This window comes from Citromicrobium bathyomarinum, from assembly GCF_038594485.1.
GTDB classification, from domain to species: Bacteria; Pseudomonadota; Alphaproteobacteria; order Sphingomonadales; family Sphingomonadaceae; genus Alteriqipengyuania; species Alteriqipengyuania bathyomarina_A.
This window is the reverse complement of the sequence record NZ_JBCFZG010000006.1, coordinates 165,654-187,416: the sequence shown is the minus strand read 5'-3', so window position 1 is coordinate 187,416 and position 21,763 is coordinate 165,654. Positions and strand designations below refer to the sequence as shown.

The following is a 21,763-nucleotide window of genomic DNA, read 5'->3' as shown; positions in this document are numbered from 1 at the left end:
GTGCGCTCCCCAATTCGGAACCCTGCCGCCGCGCTTCCGTTGATGACGCAAGGACGAGGGAAAAAAGGAGACAGAGACATGAAGAACTATATTCTCGCCGCCACTGCCGCCTGTGGCCTCGCTGTTGCTGCAGTTCCGGCCATTGCGCAAATGGAGTCGGATGCCGAAACATATGTCATGACTGACGCACAAGAGCAGATGTACATGAATTGGCCTGCTGAAAACCGCACGACCTATCAGGCGTGGCCGATGAATGCTCAGGAGTACTTCTGGACGCTCAATGACAACCAGAAAAAGATCTGGTGGGACACGCTCAACAACGACCAGCGCGTCAAGATCGTTATGATGGAACCGGCGCAGCAGACCGCGACTTGGAATTCGATCTACCAGCAGCTGAACGGTACGGCGACGCCCATGGCGACGACCAGCGCCAATGCGAAAATCACATACTCCAGTAATGCGGTGGTGCAGCCCACGCCGGGCGACGCTGGTCCGCCCCCTGCAAAGCTGCCGATCTGCGAGCCGATGCAGCAGGACAACTGCATCAATCGCGGCGCAGTCTGATCATCGTTTAACCAGATATCTCATTTGGCAACGCCGGGAGCGATTCCGGCGTTGTCGCGTTTGGGGCAAGAGGAGACAAGCAACATGAACAAGATCCTTTTGACCGGCGTTGCCACCGCGATTGCGGGTCTCGCCATGCCTGCAGCGGCCCAGACCGCACCGAAGATCGATTACGTCAGGCAGGAAATGGTGCAGCAGGTGCCCCAGGGCGAACAGCCTGTTTCGGGCGATCTGCCGATCTGTAAGCCGAAGCAGGAAACCAATTGCATCAATAGCTGGGAAGCCAACAAGACCGGCAACCGCCCTATCAATTACTGGCCCGGTCGCCCGGCGAGCGAGATAAAGGAACCTTTGCCGCTCGACGATCCGAACGGCTGAGTGCAGTCAGTATAGAGAATTGACGAATAGGGGCGTCTGCATGAGCGGGCGCCCCTTTTTGCTGTCAGGCCTCGGCCCGCAGCAGCAGAAGCTTCGCCTTGCCGACTTTTCGCTCGCTCTCGATCTCGACCCCGCGCAGCTTCACATCCTCACGCGCGCCGACTTCCAGCGAGATCCACGTGGCCGGGCCGATCCAGCCCAGTCGCGCCAGCTTGTCGATCGCCACTGCCCCTGCGCCCGTATCGTAAGGCGGGTCGAGCATAATAAGGTCGTGCGGCACCTTGGCCGGTCCCAGCCGAAGTACGGACGCTTGCTGAACCGAACAGCGCTGCGCTGCGCCGAGCTTGGCAATGTTGGCCCGGATGGCATCGACTGCGCGCTTGTCTTCCTCGACGAACAGGCAGGAGGCCGCGCCGCGCGAGAGCGCTTCGAGGCCGAGCGCACCCGACCCGGCAAAGAGGTCGGCAACGCTCAACCCTTCGAAACTGCCGAGGCGACTGGTGAGCATGTTGAACAGGGTTTCGCGCATCCGGTCCGCGGTCGGCCGGGTGGTCTCGCCGGTCGGAGCTGCGATAGTCCGTCCGCGCCATTCGCCTGCAACGATCCGCATCAGTCGCGCCCCTGCTTTACCGCAGAGCGGAACTTGCCGATCTCGTGCTTCCTGACCTCCACCGCCTGCCCCCGCGGCAGATCACCGAGCGAGACCGGGCCGAAGGATGTTCGCATAAGGCGGTTCACCTTCAATCCCAGATGTTCGAGCACACGGCGCACCTCGCGATTCTTGCCCTCGGTAATGGTCAGCTCGATCCACTGGTTGGCACCCGTGCGCCGCTCCAGATTGGCGTCGATACGACCGTAATGGACGCCATCGATGGTGACGCCTTCGATCAGCGATTCGAGCTGTGCCTGCGACACTTCGCCGTGGGCGCGGGCGCGGTACGTGCGTTCAACCGCATTGGCAGGCAGTTCGAGGAGACGTTTGAAGCCGCCATCATTGGTCAGCAGCAGCAACCCCTCCGTATTGAAGTCGAGGCGACCGATCGGCATCACCCGAGGCGCGTCCTTGGGCAGGGCGTTGCGCAGCGCGTCGTAGATGGTGGGTCGCCCGCGCGGATCGCGTTCGGCGGTGATGAGGCCGGTTGGCTTGTGAAATGCAAATAGCCGGGTCGGCTCGGGTTTGGCGACCGGCTTGCCGTCGACCGTGACGCCACGGAGCGTTTCGAGAAGCGTGGCTGGTGTTTCCACCACCTTTCCATCGATTGCGACGCGGCGGTCCGCGATCATCCGCTCCACTTCGCGGCGGCTGGCGACACCGGCGCGAGCCAGCAGTTTGGCAATGCGATCGCCGCTCCGTTCGTCGTTCTTGGTCGTATTCATAGGGGCCGCTTAGCGCGGTCGACGGGTTCCACCAACCTTGCGCTTCGACCTGTTCGACATAACGCGCTCGAAGTTCGGGTGCGGTCGACGATCCATGTGGGCGTCATTCTCGTTATCGAAGATGCGCCAACCTTCTCCGGTGCGAAGAAGTGCCGCCCCACAGCACTCGCAAGTGGTGCGGAAGTTGAGATCATCGTGCCAGACCCGGTGTCGATTGACCACGTGTCCGCGCACCTTGCAGACGATTCCACGCAACATTGCAGGCGTTCCCCAATCAACGCCCCTTATCTAGCACAAATGGATAAGTTTGTTGCGCAAATTTAACGCTCAGGATTGCAATATTCTGATTTACAATGAAAATAATTTTCAAATGATTGCTGCAGGTGCGAAAACGCACCGCGAGACCTGAGCGCTGATTTTCGAATCGCGCGGCTCCGTTCAACCCTGCGTCAGGGGGCTATGCGAAGGGGGAGTTGGCAAGCTAGGAAGCTCTAGCAACGAGGAGGGGTGTCCGATGGGCGATGCACAAGCCGAAAAGAAGAAAAAGCCGGGCTGGCGGACCGTCCTGCGCTCTCTGCGGAATCGGAAAAGCGGATTCATGGCGCTGTTCGGGTTTGCCCAAGGCCTGCCGCCTGCGCTGTTTCTCGGCACGCTTTATGCCTGGTTGAGCGAAGCCGAGGTCGATCTGGAGACGATGGGCGTCTTCAGCCTCGTCGGTCTTGCCTATGCCTTCCAGTTCCTGTGGTCCCCGCTGCTCGACAAGGTGGATATTCCCGGCCTGAGCAAGCTGGGCAAGCGCAAGCAATGGATTGCGCCGATGCAGCTGATCGTCGGCATCGCGCTGCTGGTGATGAGCTTCCTTGATCCCAAGAACGCGCTTGGCTGGTTCAGCCTGCTCGCCGCGGTCGGTGCCTTCGCCAGCGCGACACAGGACATCGCAATTAATGCGTGGCGTATCGATGTCGCGGACGAGGAGGCAACGCTCGATATCCTGTCGACCATCACGCAGATGGGCTTTCGCCTGGCTGCCCTGGTCGGCGGTGCATTCGGCCTGATTATCGCCGAGCGTATCGGCTGGCCGCAGACCTATCTGATCATGGGGGCGATCATGCTGGGCATCGGGATCGCGAGCCTGTTCGCGCCCGACGCCACCGTTTCCGACGATACGGCGGCGACGGCTGCCGCCAACGCCGACGAAGTGGCGGAACTTTACAATGCCGGCGAAGTGACCGAGAAGGTGCGCACCCGCGCGCTGATCGCGGTCGGCGTGCTGTGGGGCTGGGCGATCATCACGGTCGTTGTCTTCATGGTCCGTTCGATGACGGCAACGCCCGACACGCGGCCCGACGTGACGCTGTTCACGACGACATACGGCCCGCTGATCGTACTCGCGACGGTGGTGCTGCCCGCCTTCATCGCGGCCTGGGTGGCCAGGCAGAAGCGCGAGGGCCGCAACGTCATCCACGCCGCACCTGGTGTGGGTGCGGGGCATACCGTCAAGTTTACCGATCACCTCTACCGTGCGCTGGTGCTGCCGCTGGTCGAGTTCGTCGGCCGGCTCGGCTGGTCGCTGGTGCTGATCCTGGCAATCGTGCTGACCTATCGCATCTGCGATTCGATCTGGGGCGTGTTCGCATACCCCTTCTATCTCGGCGAGCTGGGCTACACCGGGGACGAGGTTGCCTTCGCCTCCAAGTTCTTCGGCGTGTTTGCGATCATCTTCGGCCTCGCGCTGGGCGGATGGATCATCACGGTCTTCGGGCGCATGTTCACCCTGACGCTCGGCGCGGCGCTCGCCGCGGCGACCAACCTGCTCTACGCCGATCTCGCGGTCGGCGGGCCGGCGATGCAGGCGGCGAGCGATGCGATCGGCTTCAGCGCGCTGATCGGATGGATGGCTCCCTTCGGTGGCGAGGGTCTGCCGCGGCTGACCTTCACGATTTTCTGGGAGAATCTGGCGATCGGCATCGCCGGGGCGGCCTATATCGCCTGGCTTTCCAGCATCGTGGCCAAGAAGTACGCCGCCGTCCAATACGCGCTGCTCGCTTCGCTCACGCTGCTGGTCGGCACGCTGGGGCGCGGGGCGCTGGGCGAGATGATCGAGGTGAAGGGATATCACTACGTCTTCATCTTCACCGCGCTGATCGGGATTGTCGCGGTGGTGCTGTGCGTGCTCGAATGGATTCGCGAAACGCGTGCCGGTGCGAAGAGCGGCGTGGTCCAACCGGATCCGCAGATCGCCGCAGAGTAGGTCGGCCTTCAGTCGGGCAGCGCGCCGCTGAGCCGCAGGACGTCGCCCGCGAGGTAGAGCGAACCTGCGATCAGTACGGGCAGGCCGTCGCCGGGCAGGGCGGATAGCGCATCCGCGACGCTGTCGGCCGCGCGGGCTTCCCCGCCGAAAGCCTCCGCCGGGTGGTACTCGTGCCCCGGCACCGGCACGGCGGTGATGCTCGCGATGCTGTCCGCCAGCGGATCGACCAGCGCGCGGCGATCCTTGTTGGCGAGCATCCCGAGGATCAGATGGAAGCGCTGGCCTGCGAAGTGCCGCGCGAGCGCCTCGCCCGCGCTGGGGTTGTGCCCGCCATCGACCCACACTTCGCGCGCGCCGGTCAAAGGCGAGGCAGGCAGGCGCTGGAGCCGCGCGGGCCAGTTGGCGGTACGCAGCCCCTGCGCCATCGCGTCGCGCGACACGCTCACCCGGTCCTGATGGCGCAGCATCGCGATGGCGAGCGTAGCGTTCTCCGCCTGATGGACACCGGGCAGCGCAGGCAGGGGCATAGCCACTTCGCCGTGTTGGTCGGTATAATGCAGGCCGGTTTCGGTGCTGCTGGATTGCCAGTGCGCGCCGCGCATCGCCAGCAGCGCTTCACGCGCCACCGCCGCCCGCTCGATCTCTAGCGCCGCGCCTTGGGGGTAAGAGAGCGTAACCAGCGGCACGCCGGGCTTGGCGATGCCCGCCTTCTCGAACGCGATGCGCGCCATCGGATCGCTCGGCGTGCCGTCTTCGGGTGCGAGCAGGAAGCGTTCGTGGTCGATCCCCAGCGCCGCGATTCCGCACGCGGCGAGCACATCGGGGGCGAGCACATTGGTTGCGTCGAAGCGCCCGCCGAGCCCGACCTCGATCACGCAGGCGTCGGAGGGTTCGCGCGCGAAGGCGAGGAACGTCGCGGCGATGGTGACTTCGAAGAAGCTGGGGCTGAGGTCAGCGCCAGCATCGAGCACTTCCTGCAACAGGGCCGCGAGATGCGCGTCTTCGATCAGCTTGCCGGCGATCCGGATACGCTCGTTATAGCGCACCAGATGCGGGCTGGTGGCGACATGCACGCGCTTCCCGTCCGCCTCCAGCATCGCGCGCAGGAAGGCGCAGGTCGAACCCTTGCCGTTGGTCCCCGCGACATGGAACGTGCGCGGCAGGCGGCCCTGCGGGTCGCCCAGCCGGGCCAGCAGCGCGCGGATCGTCTCCAGGCCCAGCCGCCCATCGGGCACCGAGAGCGCGGCCAGCCGGTCGAGCTGGGCCTGCACGGCGGGATCGTCGGAGCGGGCGAAGTCCTTCATCGGTCAAGCCCCCTCCTCTTTGGGGGAAAGGGTTGGGCGAAGGGCGTTGCGCCCAGCTTTCCTCCGCCCCTCGATCCCCTCCCCCGAAGGGAAGGGGGGAATGTTCGTCACGCCGCCTTCGATCCGCGCATGTAGCGCAGCATCATCGCGAGCTCCGCCTTGAGGTCGTGGCGCTTGACCACGCGGTCGACCATGCCGTGTTCGTGCAGGTATTCGGCGCGCTGGAAGCCTTCGGGCAGCTGTTCGCGGATCGTTTCCTGGATCACGCGCTGGCCTGCGAAGCCGATCAGCGCGCCCGGTTCCGCGATCTGCACATCGCCGAGCATCGCGTAGCTGGCGGTGACGCCGCCGGTGGTCGGGTCGGTCAGCAGCACGATATAGGGCAGGCCCGCCTGCCGCAGCTTGCGCACCATCACGGTCGCCTTGGGCATCTGCATCAGGCTGAGAATGCCCTCCTGCATCCGCGCGCCGCCCGCCGCCGTGACGACGATATAGCCGCAGTGCCGCTTCAGCGCCTCTTCGGCGCCGTCGCAGAAGGCCTGGCCCACCGCCATGCCCATCGAACCGCCCATGAAGTGGAAGTCCTGCACGCCCATCACGGCGGGCTGGCCGTCGATCTCGCCGCTCGCCACGGTGAAGGCGTCGCGATGCGGATTGGCCGAGCGTGCCTGTTTCAACCGGTCGGTATAGCGCTTCGAATCGCGGAACTTGAGCGGGTCTTCCTTCACCTCGGGCTGCGGCAGCAGCTCGAAGCCTTCGTCCATCAGCATCGCGATGCGCGTGTCCGCACCGATCCGGCCATGATGTTCGCAGCGGGGGCAGACGTAGAGGTTGTCGGCATAGTCGCTTGCGAAGATCATCTCTCCGCACCCCTTGCACTTGATCCACAGCGTCTCGTCGGTGGAGCGCTTGTTGGCCACGAAGGGCAGCGAATTGCGGACGCGATTGAACCAGCTCATGAAATTGGCTTTAGACCTCTCTATTCGTCATTGCGACCCCGGGCTCGACCCGGGGGAAGCAATCCAACATCAGACGTTCGACCTTGCCGGGGCCTCGGAATCTGGATTGCCACGTCGCCTTTCAGGCTCCTCGCAATGACGGCTATTCGGAAATGTGTACGGCTTTCGCAAGTCTTGCGGTGAGATCGCGCAGGTATGCAGGGGCATTGGCGCCATGTTCCGCGACCAGATCGACCAGCGCGGAGCCGACGACGACCCCATCGGCGACCTTCGCGATCGCCCCCGCCTGCTCGGGCGTGCGCACGCCGAAGCCGACCGCCACCGGCAGGTCGGTCGCCGCCTTGAGGCGTTTTACTGCCGCCTCGATGCTGTCCTGCGCGGCGCTCTGCTTGCCGGTGATCCCTGCGACGGAAACATAGTAGAGAAACCCTTCGGAGCCCTCGATCACGGTCGGCAGGCGAAAATCGTCGGTCGTCGGTGTGGCGAGGCGGATCGGGGCGATACCTTGCTCGCGCAAGGCCGGGCCGAGCGCGGCGTCCTCTTCGGGCGGAATATCGACGCAGATCACCCCGTCGACGCCTGCGCCCGCAGCTTCCTTGGCGAACCAAGCGGGCCCGCGCCGCACCATCGGGTTGGCATAGCCCATCAACACCAGGGGCACGTGCGGATGCCGCGCGCGGAACTCGTTGGCGATCATCAGCACATCGGCCGTCGTGGTGCCCGCCTTCAGCGCGCGGATATTCGCCGCCTGGATCGCGGGCCCGTCCGCCATCGGATCGGTGAAGGGCATCCCCAGCTCGATCACATCCGCCCCGCCTTCGACCAGCGCATCGAGATTGGCGGCGGTATCCCCGTCGCCCGCGGTGACGAAGCAGACGAGCGCGGGGTGGGGCTTTGCGAAGGCGGAGGCGATTCGTTTCGCGTTGTTCATCGTAGGGCTCTCGGGGCTGAACGCTGACACACCTGACACAGTGTCCTGGGTTGGAAAAACTGGCTGGCTATGCGCATGGCAAAGAACGGCTGAGTGGGGAAGGGTTCGCGAGGGCTCATGCAGCGATTATGGCTGCGGGGAGAGATGTAGGACAGTCGGTGAAAGCCCCTCTCCCAACCCTCTCCCCGAGCGGGGAGAGGGCTATTCGGTGGGGCGCTTCAAGCCCCCTCACCTTCAGGGGAGGGGGTTGGGGGAGGGGCATGGCGCAACATCTCCACAATCGCGCCCAGCCGTTGCAAAACGCCGTCCATGTTTTCGATCACCTCTCCATTGCTGAAGCGAGCTACGCGATACCCTTGCGCTTCCAGATAGCTCGTACGCTCTGCGTCATAGTCCAGCTGGCCTACATGCGTATCGCCATCCAGCTCGATCACCAGTTTCGGGTGGTTCGCAGCAAAGTCCGCGATGTAACGCCCGATCACCTTTTGCCGCCGAAACTTGATCCCGTGAAAGCGACCGGCGCGAAGTTCGAGCCATAACCGCGTCTCCGGTTCGGTCATGCCCTTGCGCATATCGCGGGCGCGGGCTGTCAGTTCGGTTTCGCGCAAAGCCCCTCTCCCAACCCTCTCCCCTCAAGGGGAGAGGGCTTTCTGGGGCGCGAGGAGCCATCGTGAATCAACTCGCTAAGCCATTCTTGGAAGCGCGTCTTCGATACCGAATGAACTCACTCAGCGCGAACCCAGTGGTGACCCCAAGAACGATGACAACGCTACGCCTTTGCAGAATTTCATCGCCGATGAGGAGGTCCCCGACCGCGAAAATAGCCAAACCGAGGGCAAGCCAGAGAAGATACCGTCCGATGATCGAGAAGATCTTGAGGATCAAATCTCCACGCCCAGCTTTTCCGCGACGGTGAAGATATCCTTGTCACCGCGCCCGCACAAATTCGCGAGGATGATCGCGTCCTTGTCCATCTCCTTCGCGCGCTTTGCGACAGCCGCAATCGCGTGGCTCGGTTCGAGCGCGGGGATGATGCCCTCGGTCCGGCACAGCAGCTGGAAGGCGTCGAGCGCCTCGTCGTCGGTGACGGCGGTGTATTCGACGCGGCCGATGTCTTTGAGCCAAGCGTGCTCGGGGCCGATGCCGGGGTAGTCGAGGCCTGCGGAGATCGAGTGGCCTTCGGTGATCTGGCCGTCTTCGTCCTGCAGCAGGAAGGTCCTGTTGCCGTGGAGGATGCCCGGCGCGCCGCCGGTCAGGCTGGCAGCGTGCTGGTCGCCGTCGAGGCCAAGCCCCGCCGCTTCGACGCCGAGCATCTTCACATCCGCGTCGTCGAGGAACGGGTGGAACAGGCCGAGCGCGTTGGAGCCGCCGCCGATGCACGCGACCAGCAGGTCGGGCAACCGACCCACGCGCTTGTGCATCTGCGCGCGTGCCTCGGTTCCGATCACGCTCTGAAAGTCGCGGACCATCGCGGGGTAGGGGTGCGGGCCGGCGGCGGTGCCGATGATGTAGAACGTGTCCTCCACATTCGCGACCCAGTCGCGCAGCGCCTCGTTCATCGCGTCTTTCAGCGTGCCGCGACCGCTGGTGACGGGGACGATTTCCGCGCCGAGCAGCTTCATCCGGAACACGTTGGGCGATTGCCGCCGCACGTCCTCCGCGCCCATGTAAACGACGCACGGCAGGCCGAAACGCGCGCACACCGTGGCGGTGGCGACGCCGTGCTGGCCCGCGCCGGTCTCTGCGATGATGCGCGTCTTGCCCATGCGGATCGCGAGCAGGATCTGGCCGATGCAGTTGTTGATCTTGTGCGCGCCGGTGTGATTGAGCTCGTCGCGCTTGAACCATACTTGCGCGCCGCCGAGTGCCTCGGTCAGCCGCTCGGCGAAATAGAGCGGGCTGGGGCGGCCGACATAGTGCTCCAGCAAATCCTCGAACTGGTCGGTGAAGGCGGGGTCTTTCTTCGCCTCGTCGTAGGCCTGCTCCAGCGCGAGGATATTGGGCATCAGCGTTTCGGCGACGTAGCGCCCGCCGAAATCGCCGAAATGGCCGCGCTCGTCAGGCTGGTTGCGGTAGGAATTGGGAACAGCGTCGGTCACAGCAAATCCGTTCGTGCTGAGCCTGCCGGAGCATTGATCGTGCTCCGGACGCGGCTCGGGGGAGAGAATCGCGAAAGGCCTATCGGCCGCCACCCGTTCCGACAAGTTCGGCGCGCGCGGGTCAAGAGGGGCCAAGGGTGCCCCGGGGGCCGCCAGGTGCGCGGATGAAAAACCCCGACCAGGCGGAAACGCGCCTGCCGGGCCCTCTATAATGGAAGTCTTTTGCAATCGGGCCCGCCCTCTATCGAGCGCGCCGCCCCTTGTCGGGATGTTCCAATGTTCAAACCAGTTCTGCTTTCCGCCCTCCTGATCGCCCTGCCGGCGGCTCCCGCGCTCGCCGGGGAAGCAGCAGGCGGTCCGCGCGCCGAGCTGCGCGGCGGGGTCGCCTGGGCGGATGGTCATACCGATCCGGTTCTCGGTATCGCGGCGGGATACGATTTCGATCTTGGCGACCACGCCTTCGTGGGCGGCGAAGTCTCGGGCGAGAAAATCCTCGCCGAAGATACCTATGTGGAATTCGCCCTCACCGGTCGCCTCGGCACCAAGGTGAGCGGGAAGGGCAGCGTCTTCGTGGCGGGCGGCTACACCTTCACGCACCACGGCGATGCGCCGCACCTCGGCCTTGGGTACGAGCACCACGTCGGCCACGGCGGCACCTATATCGCCACCGAATACCGCCGCGTCTTCGTCGATCATCACGAAGGCAACGCCGTCACCCTCGGCATCGGCACGTTCTTCTGACCGTTGCGCGCGATCGGGGCCTCGGCGGATGGCCGCCAGCCCCGATCGGGCATCAGTCTTTCGGGCCCGCGCTGCGTACCGCGTCGCAGAAGGCGCGGATCAGTGCGACGTCCTTCACGCCGGGCGCGCTTTCTACCCCGCTCGAGGTGTCGACCAGCGGTGCGCCGGTCGCGGCGATCGCCTCGGCCACGTTGTCCGGCGTCAGGCCGCCCGCCAGCGCCCAGGGCATCGGATGGTCGTAGCCGTCGAGGATACTCCACTGGAAGGTCACGCCATTGCCGCCCGGCAGCGCCTTGGCAGGGGCATCGAACAGCACCCGGTCGACCTTGCCGACGAACTTGCGCGATCGGTCCAGCGTCGCCTTTTCCTGCAGACCCACCGCGCGCCATGTCTCCACGCCGAGCAGCTTGCGCACCATCGCCATCCACTGGACGGTCTCGCCGCCGTGGAACTGGACGATATCGGGGCGCACCGTGCGGTAGGCGTGTTCCATTTCGGCAGGCTGCAACTTGACCGTCAGCAGCACCACCTTCGTGCCCGCCGGAACGCGCGCACGCAGTTTCGCGGCGTCTTCCAGCGACACATGGCGCGGGCTCGGCTCGTGGTGGACGAAGCCGATGTGGGTCGCCCCCGCGTCGACCGCGGCATCGACGGTCTCGGGCGTCGAGAGCCCGCAAATCTTGATTCCGGTCATGGCGTGCCTCTTATCGCTTGGCCTGTGCGACGCCAATGCTAGTCTGATCCCCGGTTTTCATACCTAGGGGGGGCGGGCGATGATGAAGCGGATGGCGCTGGTGCTGGCGGCGACGATGCTGGCGGCGTGCAATCCTTTCGCGCAGGCAGAGGGCGCACGCGAACAGGTGGACCTGTTCCACGATCGGCTCAACGCAGGCGACGACCAGGCGATCTGGACCAACGCGGGCGAGGAACTGCGAAAGGCGACGTCGCAAGAGGATTTCGCCCGACTGCTCGACACGGTTCACAAGAGCCTCGGCGATGCGGGCGAAACCTCGCAGGCGGGGATGAGGGTGAACACCAATACGCAAGGCACCTTCACCACGCTGCAAATGGATACCCAATTCGAGAACGGGCGGGGTTCGGAGACCTTCCTGTTCCGCGGATCGGGGGATTCGCTTAAATTGATCGGCTACCACATCAACTCGCCCGACATGATGAGCGACGTCTTCGCGAAATATGCGGATGAGCCTTCGGAGAAGCCGAGCGACAGTGCCGACGCACCCGAGGCGCCTGCTGTCAGGATTGCGCCGGTCGAGCAGTAGGCGCCGGCTTCAGGGTTCGATCGGCGCGAGAACCGGGCCGCCCAGCGATCCGTCGAACGCGATGCGTCGTATGGAGCGGCTATCCAGATCGTACTCGACCCCGAAGAACCGGAAGCCGCCATCGCACATCTGTACCGGTTTGCTGAGGTCAGCGCGAGCGGTTGCGGGAATGAAATCGCCGTAGATCATCGGCCTACCATTCTCGTAATAGCCCACATACTGGCGGCGATAGAGCGCGGGGTTGACGGGCCAGTCGAAAGGCGTCGGTTCATCCGCAGCCTCCACGAAGGATCCGGCGTAGTCCCCGGCTCGCTCGCGAAGGAGGCGCATCGTGGCGGTTTCGGTCGCGGTGATCTGACTGGGCGAGGGGACGAAAAATCGCTCCGCACTTTCCGGCCCAGGGCGTGAGCACGGGCGAGTCAGCGCGGCGCCCATCGCCGGGTCGATCAGCGCGACCCTCTCGGATGCGCGCGGCGTGCCGACGCATGCAGTGAGGACAAACGCGCTTGCGGCGAGGACAAGCCCGCGCTTCATAAAGTCTCTTCGATCGCCTTGGCAGCCGCCAGCGGGTCGTCCGCTTTCGAGATCGGTCGCCCGATCACCAGCACGCTGGCACCTGCATCGCGCGCGGCGCGCGGCGTAACCACGCGCTTCTGGTCGCCCACCGCGCTACCCGCGGGGCGCAGGCCGGGTACGACGAAGAAGCCCTGTCTCCAGCGCCTGTGCACTTCGCCCACCTCATGGCCCGAGCATACGATCCCGTCCAGCCCGGCATCCTGTGCCACATCGGCGAGGCGCAGCACCTGGTCGTGCGCGCTGCCCGATACGCCGGTGCGCGCCAGATCGCGCTCGTCGAGGCTGGTGAGCATCGTCACGGCGACCACCTTCGTGTGCTCGCCCGCCGCAGCCTTGGCGTCTTCCATCATGGCGCGCCCGCCCGATGCATGGACGGTGACGATGGCGGGTTCGAGCACGTGGATGGCCTGCATCGCGCCCGCGACGGTGTTGGGTATGTCGTGAAACTTGAGGTCGAGGAAGATCGGCAGACCGACCTGCGCCAGCTCATGGACGCCGTGATGGCCGTGCGCGCAGAAGAATTCGAGGCCCAGTTTCAACCCGCCGATGTGTCCCTTGACCTTTTCGGCCAGCGCGCGCGCTGCGTCGACGCGCGGCAGATCGAGGGCGAGATAGACGGGATTGGTCACGGTTGAGTCGACTTGTCCTCTGGCTCGGCGTGATCCTCGGTAGTGTCCTCGCCGCCGGTTGCCGGCTCGCCGTCCGCCGCCGAGACCGCTTTCGCGTCCGTGGTGTGATCCGTATCGGAGGCTGCGGTGTCCGGCTCGATGGTGCTATCTTCAGCCGGCGTATCGTGGGTCGTCAGCAGCGGTTCGGGTTCTGCGGGTGTTTCCACCTCCGGCGTATCGTTTGCAGCGGCTGCTTCGGCATCTTCGCTGACGGCTTCGTCGGCGACCGGCTCCTGCCGCGAAGCTTCCTCGCGTTCCGCTTCGCGCGCCGCTGCCGAGACCGAGCTGGCCTTCGCGGCGATCTCGAGGCTGCGGATCTTGCGGTTGAGGCTCCAGATAATGCCGCGCGATATCAGCCATGTCGGCAGGAAGCCGAGCAGGAACGAGATGATGACCAGCGCAGGGACCTTCGTCTCCAGCACCAGATTGTCCCAGATCGTCACTTCGACCGGGTTCCAGTTGAAGAACGAGAACAGGAGGACGCCGAAAAGAATCAGCACCCAGATGATCGTCCGTATCACTTGCATCGCGAAGTCCCCCACCAAGGCTCAAGTCGAATGCGCCCGGCGCAACGACAGCGAGCCTAAACCGGCCTGCCGCGCCCGTCCAGCGAAACGCCCCCGGGAAAATCCCTAGCCGAAGACGCGCGCGAAGATCGTGTCGACGTGTTTCAGGTGATAGTCGAGGTCGAACAGGGCGGAGAGTTCGTCTTGGGACAGTGCCTTGGCGACATCTTCATCCTGTTTGAGCAGGTCGAGCAGTTGCAGGCGCCCGTCCGATTCCCACACCTTCATCGCGTTGCGCTGGACGATGGCATAGGCATCTTCGCGGCTGACGCCGTTCTGCGTCAGTGCCAGCAGCACGCGCTGCGAATGGATCAGGCCGCCCATCCGGTTCATGTTGGCCTCCATCCGCTCGGGGTAGACGAGCAGCTTGTCGACCACGCCGGTGAGGCGGGCGAGCGCGAAGTCGAGCGTGATCGTTGCGTCGGGGCCGATGAAGCGCTCGACCGACGAGTGCGAGATATCCCGCTCGTGCCACAGGGCGACGTTTTCCAGCGCGGGCAGAGCGTAGGCGCGGATCATGCGCGCCTGGCCGGTCAGGTTCTCGGTCAGCACGGGGTTGCGCTTGTGCGGCATCGCCGACGAACCCTTCTGCCCCTTGGAAAAGAACTCCTCCGCCTCGAGCACTTCGGTGCGCTGCAAGTGGCGGATTTCCACCGCCAGCCGCTCGATGGAGCCTGCGACCACGGCGAGCGTGGCGAAATACATCGCGTGGCGATCGCGTGGGATCACCTGCGTGCTGACGGTTTCGGGGACCAGCCCCAGCTTGTCCGCCACGTAAGCTTCCACATCGGGCGAGATATTGGCGAAGGTGCCGACCGCGCCGCTGATCGCGCAGGTCGCGATTTCGGTGCGCGCATCCCACAGCCGCGCGCGGCAGCGGTCGAATTCGGCATAGGCCTGCGCCAGCTTGAGCCCGAAGGTCACGGGCTCGGCATGGATGCCGTGGCTGCGCCCGATGGTGGGGGTGAACTTGTGCTCTTCCGCCCGGCGCTTCAGCGCTTCGAGCAGCGCGTCCATGTCGGCGAGCAGGATATCGGTCGCGCGGACCAGCTGGACGCTCAGCGTGGTGTCGAGCACGTCGGAACTGGTCATGCCCTGGTGCATGAAGCGCGCTTCCTCGCCCACATGTTCGGCCACCCAGGTGAGGAAGGCGATCACGTCGTGCTTGGTCACCGCCTCGATCGCGTCGATCGCCTCGACGTCGATTGCGGGGTTCGTGTCCCACCAGTCCCACAGCGCCTTGGCAGCGCTTTGCGGCACAACGCCCAGTTCGGCGAGCTTTTGCGTCGCGTGCGCCTCGATCTCGAACCAGATGCGATATTTCGCCTCAGGCTCCCACAGGGCGGTCATTTCGGGGCGGGCGTAGCGGGGGACCATGGCGGGGCTCCGGGTGCAGTGAAGGTGTGCAAGCGGCGCGGCTAGGCTGCATCGCGGTGGATGGCAAGGTTCGCGAACCGGCATCCAGCCCGCACGGGAACAGCTGATGATAATCGCTTGCTAGTGCAGCGGCGCAATGCAAGTCTGACTGGGCAACAGGACGAGTTTTTCCGGGGGAACAATGCGCTACATCTATCTCGCCTCAGCCGCGACGGGGCTTTTCGCGGCTGCGCTGGTTACACCTGCGCATGCGGGCGATTCGGTGCTTTACGCTCCCGTAGAAGACTGGGTCGATGTCAGCGATCTGCCGCCTGTCGACCAGGACCCGGGCATGCCCCTGCGCCTTGCCGAATCGCAGACCCGGATGGAAGGCGGGGTCGTATCGACCTATGGCGACATCGCCTTCGCGCTCGACAGTTCCGAAATGCGCGATGCGGTCAGCACGATCTCGCTCGGCTGGATGCCCGACAAGGGGGACCTCGTGGTCCACCGGGTCGAGCTGCTGCGCGACGGCAAGACGATCGATCTGCTGGCGGATGGCGAGCGCTTCGAGGTGCTGCGGCGCGAAGCCATGCTGGAACAGCGCATTCTCGATGGTGCGCTTACCGCGACGATGAAGGTCGCCGGCGCCAAGATCGGCGATGTCCTGCGCTACAGCTTCACCACCACGACCGACGAGCAGATTCTCGAAGACGACATGGAATACGCCAGTTCCGTCCTTTCGGAACCGGCTCCGCTGGCGAAAGGCCGGATGATCGTCTCCTGGCCGGTCGGCGAGGATGTTCGCTGGGCGACGACCCGCGTGGATGCGCCGGTCGAGGAAGTGACGCGCGACGGGTACAAGTACATCACGATCAAGGTGCCCATCGCGGAACTCAAGGATATCCCGGGCGACACACCGCCGCGCTTTCGCCTGCCGCCCGCGATCCGTGCATCCACATTCGACAGCTACAGCCAGATATCCGCCGACCTTGCGCCCTTCTTTTCCACCGAGGGTGCGATCGAGCCGGGCAGCACGCTTGCCGGGAAGGTTGCCGAAATCGCCGCGAAGTCGAACGACCCGCTTGAGCGGGCCGCGCTCGCCACGCAGTTCGTGCAGGACGAGATCAGTTACCTCCTCGATGGCCTCAACGGCGGAAACTACATTCCGCAGACCCCGGCAAAGACGTGGGAAGTGCGGACCGGCGACTGCAAGGCCAAGTCGATGCTGCTGCTGGCCATGCTGCGCGAACTGGGCGTTTCGGCAGAGGCGGTGCTGGTCAACAGCCGCACCGGCGATGCAGTGCCCGGGTTGCTGCCCACGCTCGGCAATTTCGACCATATGATCGTGCGCGCCGATATCGGCGGCGAACCTTACTGGCTCGACGGCACCAACGGCGGGCTGAGACTCGCCAATATCGGCGAAGTCCCGCGTTTCCGCTTTGCTCTGCCCGTTCGCGAAGGTGGGGCGGATCTTCAGGAAATGGCGATGCGCCCGCAGACCATGCCGGACGACGACATCCGCCTGACGATCGATCAGAGCGCCGGGATCGACCTGCCTGCGATCTACCAGATCGAATGGCGCGTCAGCGGGGCGGCGGCGCGCACCTACCAGGCGGTGGCCCTGCTCGACGATTCCGACATGCGCACGGACCGGATCGAGGCAACGATCGGCTCCCTGCTCGGATCGAACCACCCAACCAGCGTCGACGTCACCTACGACGAGGCGAGCGGCATCGCCGTGGTGACCGGTCGCGGGCTGGTCGAGCCGACGTGGGATCGGGAGAGTGGTCGGGTCGAGCTTGACGTGCCCTATCAGGCGCTCTCCTCCTTCTCGTTCGACGTATCGCGCGACCGGGCCGACATCGCGGATGTCCCGCTGACCGTGAACGGGCCGCTTTATTTCAACCGGCATATCGAATGGCGCCTGCCCGAACAGGACGGCGAATATCGCCTGCTCGGTGGCAAGCCGGTCGATACCGTGATCGGCGGAACGCAGCTGGTCGCCGATCCGAAGCTTGCCGATGACCTTTTCACGCTCGATGAATCGGTGCGGAGCCTCGTGTGGGAAGTGCCGGCGAGCGACCTGCCGCAAATCCGCCGCGATTCGCTGCGCCTGAAGCGCGGCTTGCCGCGCATCGTCGCGCCGCGCAATGCCCGGATGGTGTGGGACAATCGCGACCAGATCGTCCGGCTGACCGCGCCAATCGCAAGCATGTACGATGCGGTGCTCGCCCGCGAAGACGACCCCGAGGCGCTGGTCGATCTGCACCGCGATCGCGGGTATTTCCGCTACCAGATCGCCGATTTCGAAGGGGCCCTTGAAGACTATAGCGCAGCGGTGGACGGCGATCCGTCCGCCAGCAGCTACAGCTCCAGGGCATGGGTTCGGTTGCAGCTGGGCGACAACGAAGGCGTGCTGAGCGATATCGAGGCAGCCGCCGATCTCGATCCCGAATACGGCCTTTCCCGGCAGCGGATGATTGCGCTGGCACTGCTCGGCCGCGGGGAGGAAGCCGTGGCGCTGGCGGACGAGTATGCCGTCTATCTCGAGGATGCGAGCACGCAGGCGCAGGAACGCGCCTATGCGCTGGGGCAGGCCGGCCAGATCGAAGAGGGGCGGGCAGTTCTGGAGGAGGAGCTGGAGTACACCCCCAGCGATCCCAATCTGCTCAATGCCTCGTGCTGGTATGACGCGATCTGGAACCGCGTGAGCGAAGAAACCATCGACCGCTGCACGCGCGCGATCGAAGGGCTGGAAAACAGCGAGGAAGCACTCGACAGCCGCGCGCTCGCGCTATTCCGCCTCGGCCGCAGCGAAGAGGCGCTGCGCGACCTCGACCGGGTGCTCATTATCAATCCCGAGATGTACGGATCGCGTTACCTGCGCGGCGTCATCCGGTCGCACGGCGGCGACAGCGCAGGTGCCCGCGAAGACATCGAGATCGTCCGCTGGGCTAGCCCCTACACGCCGCGCCAGTATGCGCAGTGGGGCCTGGAGCCGAGCTGAGGCCACCACGCGTGGGGCGGGGCGAAGCGCGCCTCACCCCACGCCAGGCTAGATCAGGCCCTTCGCCTTCAGGCTGACATGGCTGCCCTGGCCGATGATCACGTGATCGTGGACGGTTATTCCCAGCAATCGCCCGGCTTCGGCGATGCGCTGCGTGATCGCGATATCGGCACGGCTGGGTTCGGGGCTTCCGCTGGGGTGGTTGTGGACCAGGATCAGTGCGGCGGCACCGAGGTCCAGCCCGCGCCGGATGACTTCGCGCGGGTGGATCGCCGCCTCGTCGATCGATCCGTCGCCGACGTGGTGATCCTGCACCAGCCGGTTCCTGTTATCGAGATACAGCACCCGCACGCGCTCCACCGTCAGGTGCGCCATGTCCGCGCTCAGGTAGTCGATCAGCGCCTGCCAGTTGCCGATCACCGGACGATCCGCGACTGCGCTGCGCGCCATCCGCCGCGCGGCCAGCGCGACAGCCTTCAGCGCAGCAGCGCTTGCCTCGCCCATGCCGGGCACCTTGGCCAGCGCAGCCGGATCGGCCTCCATCACCCGGCCAAGACTGCCGAACCGCGCCAGCAGCGCCTTGGCGAGAGGTTTAGTGTCGCCCCGCCGGATGGCAGCGAACAGCAGGTATTCGAGAACTTCGTAATCGGCGAGCGCTTCGGCCCCGCCGGTCAGCAGGCGGTGACGCAACCGCTCCCGATGGCCGAGCGCGCCGGTGGCTTCGGAAGCGCGGGCGGGGGCTCTCCCAGCCTCGTGCTCCGGCTCCCCGAACAGATCGTCGTTCTCCTGCGGCACCCGCTACCATCCCCCGTTCGATCGCGGCCCTGCGATGCGCCAAGCCTTGCCTTTGCCGGGCTATGCGCGCAAGCTCAGGAAATACCCCATGCAATGTGCAGGCAGCCTCGGTTGACTTGCCCATGACGCTTTTCTAAGGGGGCGGCGCCCTCGGCGGGCAGGTCCTGCCCATGCCGCATGATTCTCACACTGGAAGAGAGCCTTGGCATGAGCGACGACAAGTCCGCGCGAGAGCCCATACCCGAGGATGCGCGGATCGACGCGCTCGAGCAACGCCTTAAGGCTGCACGCGAGCGAGAGGAGAAGCGCAACCCGTCGGAAAGTTCACGCAAGTCCGATGCGAATTATCGCGCCGGCAACCGTGTACTGGCCGATCTGCTGGGTGGGCTCATCGGTGGTGCGTTGTTCGGGTGGGCCTTCGATTGGTTCGTCGGAACGTCGCCCTGGGGTCTGTTGGTCGGCCTGTTCCTCGGGATCGGGGTGGCCTTCAGGAACATCTTCCGCATGGCCGGAACGCAAAGCCCGCCCTCTGACGAGGGCTGATTGAGTTTACGCTGCACGAACGTGCGGCAAACGCGAACGGGAATTTCAGGTGGCCGCCGAAGAAGGCAAAGTCGATCCGATGCACCAGTTCACCATCGAGCCTGTCGGCTCGTGGGCTCACTGGGAAATCGCGGGCGTCGATGTGACGTTCACCAACAGCGCGCTGTGGATGCTGATCACCACCGTGGTGCTGATCGCGTTCGTCCAGATGGGCAACAAGCGTCAGCTTATCCCCGGTCGCTGGCAGATGGCGGTCGAGAGCCTGACCGGCTTCGTCGACAACATGGTGCAGGCGAACATCGGCAAGCAGGGTCGCAAGTACCTGCCTTACGTGTTCTCGCTGTTCAGCTTCATCCTGTTCGCCAACATCCTCGGCCTGCTGCCGCTGGGTGTCGCGGGCATCCACCCCTTCACCTTCACCAGCCACTTTACGGTCACCGGCATTCTCGCGGTGATCAGCTTCTCGATCGTGCTGCTCGTCGGCTTCTGGAAGCATGGCCTGAAGTTTTTCACGCTGTTCGTGCCGCACGGCACGCCACTGCCGATGATCCCGATCATCGCGCCGATCGAATTCATCAGTTTCATGGTGCGTCCGTTCAGCCTCGGCCTGCGACTCTTCGTGGCGATGATGGCCGGGCACGTGCTGCTCGAAGTTCTGTCGAGCTTCGTGATCGACGGCACCAATGCGGGCATCGGTTTCGGTGTGCTGGTCGGCCTGCCCAGCTTCTTGCTGATGATCGGTATCTGCGCACTGGAACTGCTGGTTGCCGGCATCCAGGCCTATGTTTTTGCGCTGTTGACCGCGCTGTACATCAACGACGCTGAAAACCTTCACTAAGCAATTTTCTCAAAACGAATATTTCTCAAGGAGTTAGTACTATGGATCCTGAAGCAGCCAAGCTCATCGGTGCGGGTCTTGCGGCGATTGGCGCCGGTATGGCCGCGATCGGCGTGGGTAACGTGTTCGGTTCGTTCCTCGAAAGCGCGCTGCGCAATCCGGGTGCGGCAGACGGCCAGCAGGGCCGCCTGTTCATCGGCTTCGCCGCCGCCGAACTTCTCGGCCTGCTGGCCTTCGTCGTCGCGATGATCCTGATCTTCGTCGCCTAACGACCTTCTTACGGTACGGGGCGCGCCTGTCGGGTGCGCCCCGGCCGACGACCTGCCGATCTTACGACCGGCCGTTTTTCTGACCGGATTGGCCCGCAATGCCTCAGATAGCCCAGCTCGCCGAGACCTTCTCCAGCCAGATTTTCTGGCTGTTGGTGTTCTTCGGCATCACCTTCTTCGTCGTTGGGCGTGGCATGGTGCCGCGCGTGATGGACACGATGGACTCCCGCGCCAAGCAGATCACCGACGATATCGCGGCGGCGCAGGCTGCCCGTGACCAGGCCGACAAGGAAGAGGAAGCCTGGCGGGTGCGTGAGAACGAGAATCGTGCCCGTGCGCAGGCCCTGATCGCGGAAGCCAAGGCGGAAGCCGCGGCCAAGTCCGAGAAGAAGATTGCCGCCGCGCAGAAGCGGCTCGACAAGAAGCTCGAAGAGGCGGACCAGGAACTCGCCGCAACGCGCGAAGCCGCGCTGGGCGAGATCGAAGAGGTCGCGACCGACGCGGCGCAGGACATCGTCTCGCGCCTCGCCGGGGTCAAGGTGACCAAGCCGGTCGCCAGCAAGGCCGTGAAGGAAGCGATGGCACATGGCTGAAACATCACCCGAACTCTTCACTACCGAAGAACCTGGCGCGACCACCGCGCATACCGAGCAGGCGCATGGCGGCGATGCCGCGCACGCCGAACCCGAACTGTGGGGCCTTGCGCCCTATCAGTGGGTCTCGGTCTCGATGCTGGTGCTGCTGCTGATCGCGTTCTTCGGCGCGAAGGTGCACAAGACCATCACCGGCGGCCTCGACGGGCAGATCGCCGCGATTCGCGAAGAACTCGACGAAGCCAAGCGGCTGCGCGCCGAAGCGGAAAAGCTGCGCGACGAGTACTCGACCAAGATCGCCAATGCGGAAACCGATGCCGAGGCGATGCTCGACAATGCCAAGGCCGAAGCCGAAGCGATCCTTACCCGCGCCGAAGCCGACAGCAAGGATCTTGTCGAGCGCCGCAAGCGCATGGCGCAGGACAAGATCGCCGCTGCCGAGCGTGACGCGGTTGCCGAAGTGCGCGCCAAGGCTGCGGCTGCCGCCGCTGCAGCGAGCCGCAAGCTGATCGGCGAAAAGCTGGACGCGCAGGCCGACAGCAAGCTGGCCGACGACCTGATCTCCAGCATCTGATCTGAACACTCGGACCGGTTACGAGAGACCCCGCTTCGGCGGGGTCTTTTCGTATGCGCGTCTTCGCGGTAGCGTTACCATAGGCGAAAGG

24 protein-coding genes are annotated in these 21,763 nt (G+C 64.7%); 11 read left to right on the top strand and 13 right to left on the bottom strand.

What is annotated here, in order from left to right:
• Positions 1-78 precede the first annotated feature (78 nt).
• Positions 79-564 carry a hypothetical protein gene (locus tag AAG591_RS12145; protein ID WP_342531600.1) on the top strand — a complete coding sequence of 162 codons (486 nt, stop codon included), beginning with the start codon at positions 79-81 and terminating at the stop codon, positions 562-564.
• An 84-nt stretch (positions 565-648) separates the two neighbouring features.
• Positions 649-942, top strand: a complete 294-nt coding sequence (locus AAG591_RS12140; RefSeq protein WP_342531599.1) for a hypothetical protein — start codon at positions 649-651, stop codon at positions 940-942.
• A 64-nt stretch (positions 943-1,006) separates the two neighbouring features.
• Here the strand turns inward: AAG591_RS12140 and rsmD are convergent, their stop codons facing one another.
• Positions 1,007-1,552 (bottom strand): 16S rRNA (guanine(966)-N(2))-methyltransferase RsmD, encoded by a 546-nt coding sequence (gene rsmD, locus AAG591_RS12135; protein ID WP_342531598.1) that lies wholly within the window; start codon positions 1,550-1,552, stop codon positions 1,007-1,009.
• Positions 1,552-2,319, bottom strand: a complete 768-nt coding sequence (locus AAG591_RS12130) for a pseudouridine synthase (protein WP_342531597.1) — start codon at positions 2,317-2,319, stop codon at positions 1,552-1,554. The genes rsmD and AAG591_RS12130 overlap by 1 nt, the downstream gene beginning before the upstream one ends.
• 514 nt (positions 2,320-2,833) lie before the next feature.
• Here AAG591_RS12130 and AAG591_RS12125 point away from each other — a divergent pair.
• Entirely contained in the window at positions 2,834-4,570 is a 1,737-nt protein-coding gene (locus AAG591_RS12125; protein WP_342531596.1) for an AmpG family muropeptide MFS transporter, read from the top strand.
• A gap of 8 nt (positions 4,571-4,578) precedes the next feature.
• On the opposite strand, the gene AAG591_RS12120 is transcribed toward AAG591_RS12125, so the two are convergent.
• From AAG591_RS12120 to trpB, 5 genes are all read right to left on the bottom strand, one after another.
• A complete protein-coding gene (locus tag AAG591_RS12120; protein ID WP_342531595.1) occupies positions 4,579-5,874 on the bottom strand; it encodes a bifunctional folylpolyglutamate synthase/dihydrofolate synthase in 1,296 nt (431 codons plus the stop codon).
• A 107-nt stretch (positions 5,875-5,981) separates the two neighbouring features.
• Positions 5,982-6,833 (bottom strand): acetyl-CoA carboxylase, carboxyltransferase subunit beta, encoded by an 852-nt coding sequence (gene accD / locus AAG591_RS12115; RefSeq protein ID WP_342531594.1) that lies wholly within the window; start codon positions 6,831-6,833, stop codon positions 5,982-5,984.
• A 142-nt stretch (positions 6,834-6,975) separates the two neighbouring features.
• Positions 6,976-7,764: a tryptophan synthase subunit alpha gene (trpA, locus tag AAG591_RS12110; RefSeq protein WP_342531593.1), complete on the bottom strand. Its 789-nt coding sequence runs from the start codon at positions 7,762-7,764 to the stop codon at positions 6,976-6,978.
• Between the two features lie 218 nt (positions 7,765-7,982).
• On the bottom strand, positions 7,983-8,372 hold the full coding sequence (locus tag AAG591_RS12105) for an endonuclease domain-containing protein (protein ID WP_342531592.1): 390 nt from the start codon (positions 8,370-8,372) through the stop codon (positions 7,983-7,985).
• A 273-nt stretch (positions 8,373-8,645) separates the two neighbouring features.
• Positions 8,646-9,863 carry a tryptophan synthase subunit beta gene (gene trpB / locus AAG591_RS12100; protein ID WP_342531591.1) on the bottom strand — a complete coding sequence of 406 codons (1,218 nt, stop codon included), beginning with the start codon at positions 9,861-9,863 and terminating at the stop codon, positions 8,646-8,648.
• A gap of 276 nt (positions 9,864-10,139) precedes the next feature.
• On the opposite strand from trpB, the gene AAG591_RS12095 reads away from it, so the two are divergent.
• Positions 10,140-10,604, top strand: coding sequence for a hypothetical protein (locus tag AAG591_RS12095; protein ID WP_342531589.1), 465 nt, complete (start codon positions 10,140-10,142; stop codon positions 10,602-10,604).
• Between the two features lie 52 nt (positions 10,605-10,656).
• Here AAG591_RS12095 and AAG591_RS12090 read toward each other — a convergent pair whose 3' ends face one another.
• Positions 10,657-11,298, bottom strand: coding sequence for a phosphoribosylanthranilate isomerase (locus AAG591_RS12090; protein ID WP_342531587.1), 642 nt, complete (start codon positions 11,296-11,298; stop codon positions 10,657-10,659).
• 79 nt (positions 11,299-11,377) lie between these two features.
• Here AAG591_RS12090 and AAG591_RS12085 point away from each other — a divergent pair, with 79 nt between their 5' ends.
• The gene (locus tag AAG591_RS12085; RefSeq protein WP_342531585.1) at positions 11,378-11,884 is read left to right on the top strand and encodes a DUF4019 domain-containing protein; all 507 of its coding nucleotides are present in this window, start codon (positions 11,378-11,380) and stop codon (positions 11,882-11,884) included.
• Between the two features lie 9 nt (positions 11,885-11,893).
• Here the strand turns inward: AAG591_RS12085 and AAG591_RS12080 are convergent, their stop codons facing one another.
• From AAG591_RS12080 to purB, 4 genes are all read right to left on the bottom strand, one after another.
• Positions 11,894-12,418, bottom strand: coding sequence for a hypothetical protein (locus tag AAG591_RS12080; RefSeq protein ID WP_342531584.1), 525 nt, complete (start codon positions 12,416-12,418; stop codon positions 11,894-11,896).
• The gene (gene pyrF / locus AAG591_RS12075) at positions 12,415-13,089 is read right to left on the bottom strand and encodes an orotidine-5'-phosphate decarboxylase (RefSeq protein WP_342531583.1); all 675 of its coding nucleotides are present in this window, start codon (positions 13,087-13,089) and stop codon (positions 12,415-12,417) included. Before pyrF ends, AAG591_RS12080 begins: the two co-directional genes overlap by 4 nt.
• Entirely contained in the window at positions 13,086-13,655 is a 570-nt protein-coding gene (locus tag AAG591_RS12070; RefSeq protein WP_342531582.1) for a LapA family protein, read from the bottom strand. The genes pyrF and AAG591_RS12070 overlap by 4 nt, the downstream gene beginning before the upstream one ends.
• Positions 13,656-13,760: 105 nt before the next feature.
• Positions 13,761-15,071 carry an adenylosuccinate lyase gene (gene purB / locus AAG591_RS12065; protein WP_342531581.1) on the bottom strand — a complete coding sequence of 437 codons (1,311 nt, stop codon included), beginning with the start codon at positions 15,069-15,071 and terminating at the stop codon, positions 13,761-13,763.
• A gap of 181 nt (positions 15,072-15,252) precedes the next feature.
• On the opposite strand from purB, the gene AAG591_RS12060 reads away from it, so the two are divergent.
• Positions 15,253-18,060 carry a DUF3857 domain-containing protein gene (locus AAG591_RS12060; protein ID WP_342531580.1) on the top strand — a complete coding sequence of 936 codons (2,808 nt, stop codon included), beginning with the start codon at positions 15,253-15,255 and terminating at the stop codon, positions 18,058-18,060.
• Between the two features lie 48 nt (positions 18,061-18,108).
• Here AAG591_RS12060 and radC read toward each other — a convergent pair whose 3' ends face one another.
• Complete coding sequence (gene radC, locus AAG591_RS12055; protein ID WP_425341662.1) at positions 18,109-18,855, bottom strand: RadC family protein; 747 nt, start codon at positions 18,853-18,855, stop codon at positions 18,109-18,111.
• A gap of 207 nt (positions 18,856-19,062) precedes the next feature.
• On the opposite strand from radC, the gene AAG591_RS12050 reads away from it, so the two are divergent.
• The 5 genes from AAG591_RS12050 to AAG591_RS12030 all read left to right on the top strand — a co-directional run bounded on the left by AAG591_RS12050 (position 19,063) and on the right by AAG591_RS12030 (position 21,672).
• Positions 19,063-19,398 (top strand): AtpZ/AtpI family protein, encoded by a 336-nt coding sequence (locus AAG591_RS12050; protein ID WP_342531579.1) that lies wholly within the window; start codon positions 19,063-19,065, stop codon positions 19,396-19,398.
• 79 nt (positions 19,399-19,477) lie between these two features.
• Positions 19,478-20,236, top strand: coding sequence for a F0F1 ATP synthase subunit A (locus AAG591_RS12045; RefSeq protein ID WP_342531668.1), 759 nt, complete (start codon positions 19,478-19,480; stop codon positions 20,234-20,236).
• Positions 20,237-20,277: 41 nt separating this feature from the next.
• Positions 20,278-20,505, top strand: a complete 228-nt coding sequence (locus AAG591_RS12040) for a F0F1 ATP synthase subunit C (protein WP_342531578.1) — start codon at positions 20,278-20,280, stop codon at positions 20,503-20,505.
• A 98-nt stretch (positions 20,506-20,603) separates the two neighbouring features.
• Entirely contained in the window at positions 20,604-21,098 is a 495-nt protein-coding gene (locus tag AAG591_RS12035; protein ID WP_342531577.1) for a F0F1 ATP synthase subunit B, read from the top strand.
• Positions 21,091-21,672 carry a F0F1 ATP synthase subunit B family protein gene (locus AAG591_RS12030; protein WP_342531576.1) on the top strand — a complete coding sequence of 194 codons (582 nt, stop codon included), beginning with the start codon at positions 21,091-21,093 and terminating at the stop codon, positions 21,670-21,672. Before AAG591_RS12035 ends, AAG591_RS12030 begins: the two co-directional genes overlap by 8 nt.
• The last annotated feature ends 91 nt before the right edge of the window (positions 21,673-21,763 follow it).

Coding starts and splice junctions, on each gene's coding strand:
- trpA (WP_342531593.1), bottom strand. CDS start 7,764: ATGAACAACGCGAAACGAATCGCCTCCGCCTTCGCAAAGCCCCACCCC.
- purB (WP_342531581.1), bottom strand. CDS start 15,071: ATGGTCCCCCGCTACGCCCGCCCCGAAATGACCGCCCTGTGGGAGCCT.
- AAG591_RS12030 (WP_342531576.1), top strand. CDS start 21,091: ATGGCTGAAACATCACCCGAACTCTTCACTACCGAAGAACCTGGCGCG.
- rsmD (WP_342531598.1), bottom strand. CDS start 1,552: ATGCGGATCGTTGCAGGCGAATGGCGCGGACGGACTATCGCAGCTCCG.
- accD (WP_342531594.1), bottom strand. CDS start 6,833: ATGAGCTGGTTCAATCGCGTCCGCAATTCGCTGCCCTTCGTGGCCAAC.
- AAG591_RS12080 (WP_342531584.1), bottom strand. CDS start 12,418: ATGAAGCGCGGGCTTGTCCTCGCCGCAAGCGCGTTTGTCCTCACTGCA.
- AAG591_RS12095 (WP_342531589.1), top strand. CDS start 10,140: ATGTTCAAACCAGTTCTGCTTTCCGCCCTCCTGATCGCCCTGCCGGCG.
- AAG591_RS12040 (WP_342531578.1), top strand. CDS start 20,278: ATGGATCCTGAAGCAGCCAAGCTCATCGGTGCGGGTCTTGCGGCGATT.
- AAG591_RS12060 (WP_342531580.1), top strand. CDS start 15,253: ATGCGCTACATCTATCTCGCCTCAGCCGCGACGGGGCTTTTCGCGGCT.
- AAG591_RS12140 (WP_342531599.1), top strand. CDS start 649: ATGAACAAGATCCTTTTGACCGGCGTTGCCACCGCGATTGCGGGTCTC.
- AAG591_RS12125 (WP_342531596.1), top strand. CDS start 2,834: ATGGGCGATGCACAAGCCGAAAAGAAGAAAAAGCCGGGCTGGCGGACC.
- AAG591_RS12145 (WP_342531600.1), top strand. CDS start 79: ATGAAGAACTATATTCTCGCCGCCACTGCCGCCTGTGGCCTCGCTGTT.
- AAG591_RS12035 (WP_342531577.1), top strand. CDS start 20,604: ATGCCTCAGATAGCCCAGCTCGCCGAGACCTTCTCCAGCCAGATTTTC.
- AAG591_RS12085 (WP_342531585.1), top strand. CDS start 11,378: ATGATGAAGCGGATGGCGCTGGTGCTGGCGGCGACGATGCTGGCGGCG.
- AAG591_RS12090 (WP_342531587.1), bottom strand. CDS start 11,298: ATGACCGGAATCAAGATTTGCGGGCTCTCGACGCCCGAGACCGTCGAT.
- AAG591_RS12050 (WP_342531579.1), top strand. CDS start 19,063: ATGAGCGACGACAAGTCCGCGCGAGAGCCCATACCCGAGGATGCGCGG.
- AAG591_RS12045 (WP_342531668.1), top strand. CDS start 19,478: ATGCACCAGTTCACCATCGAGCCTGTCGGCTCGTGGGCTCACTGGGAA.
- AAG591_RS12070 (WP_342531582.1), bottom strand. CDS start 13,655: ATGCAAGTGATACGGACGATCATCTGGGTGCTGATTCTTTTCGGCGTC.
- AAG591_RS12130 (WP_342531597.1), bottom strand. CDS start 2,319: ATGAATACGACCAAGAACGACGAACGGAGCGGCGATCGCATTGCCAAA.
- AAG591_RS12120 (WP_342531595.1), bottom strand. CDS start 5,874: ATGAAGGACTTCGCCCGCTCCGACGATCCCGCCGTGCAGGCCCAGCTC.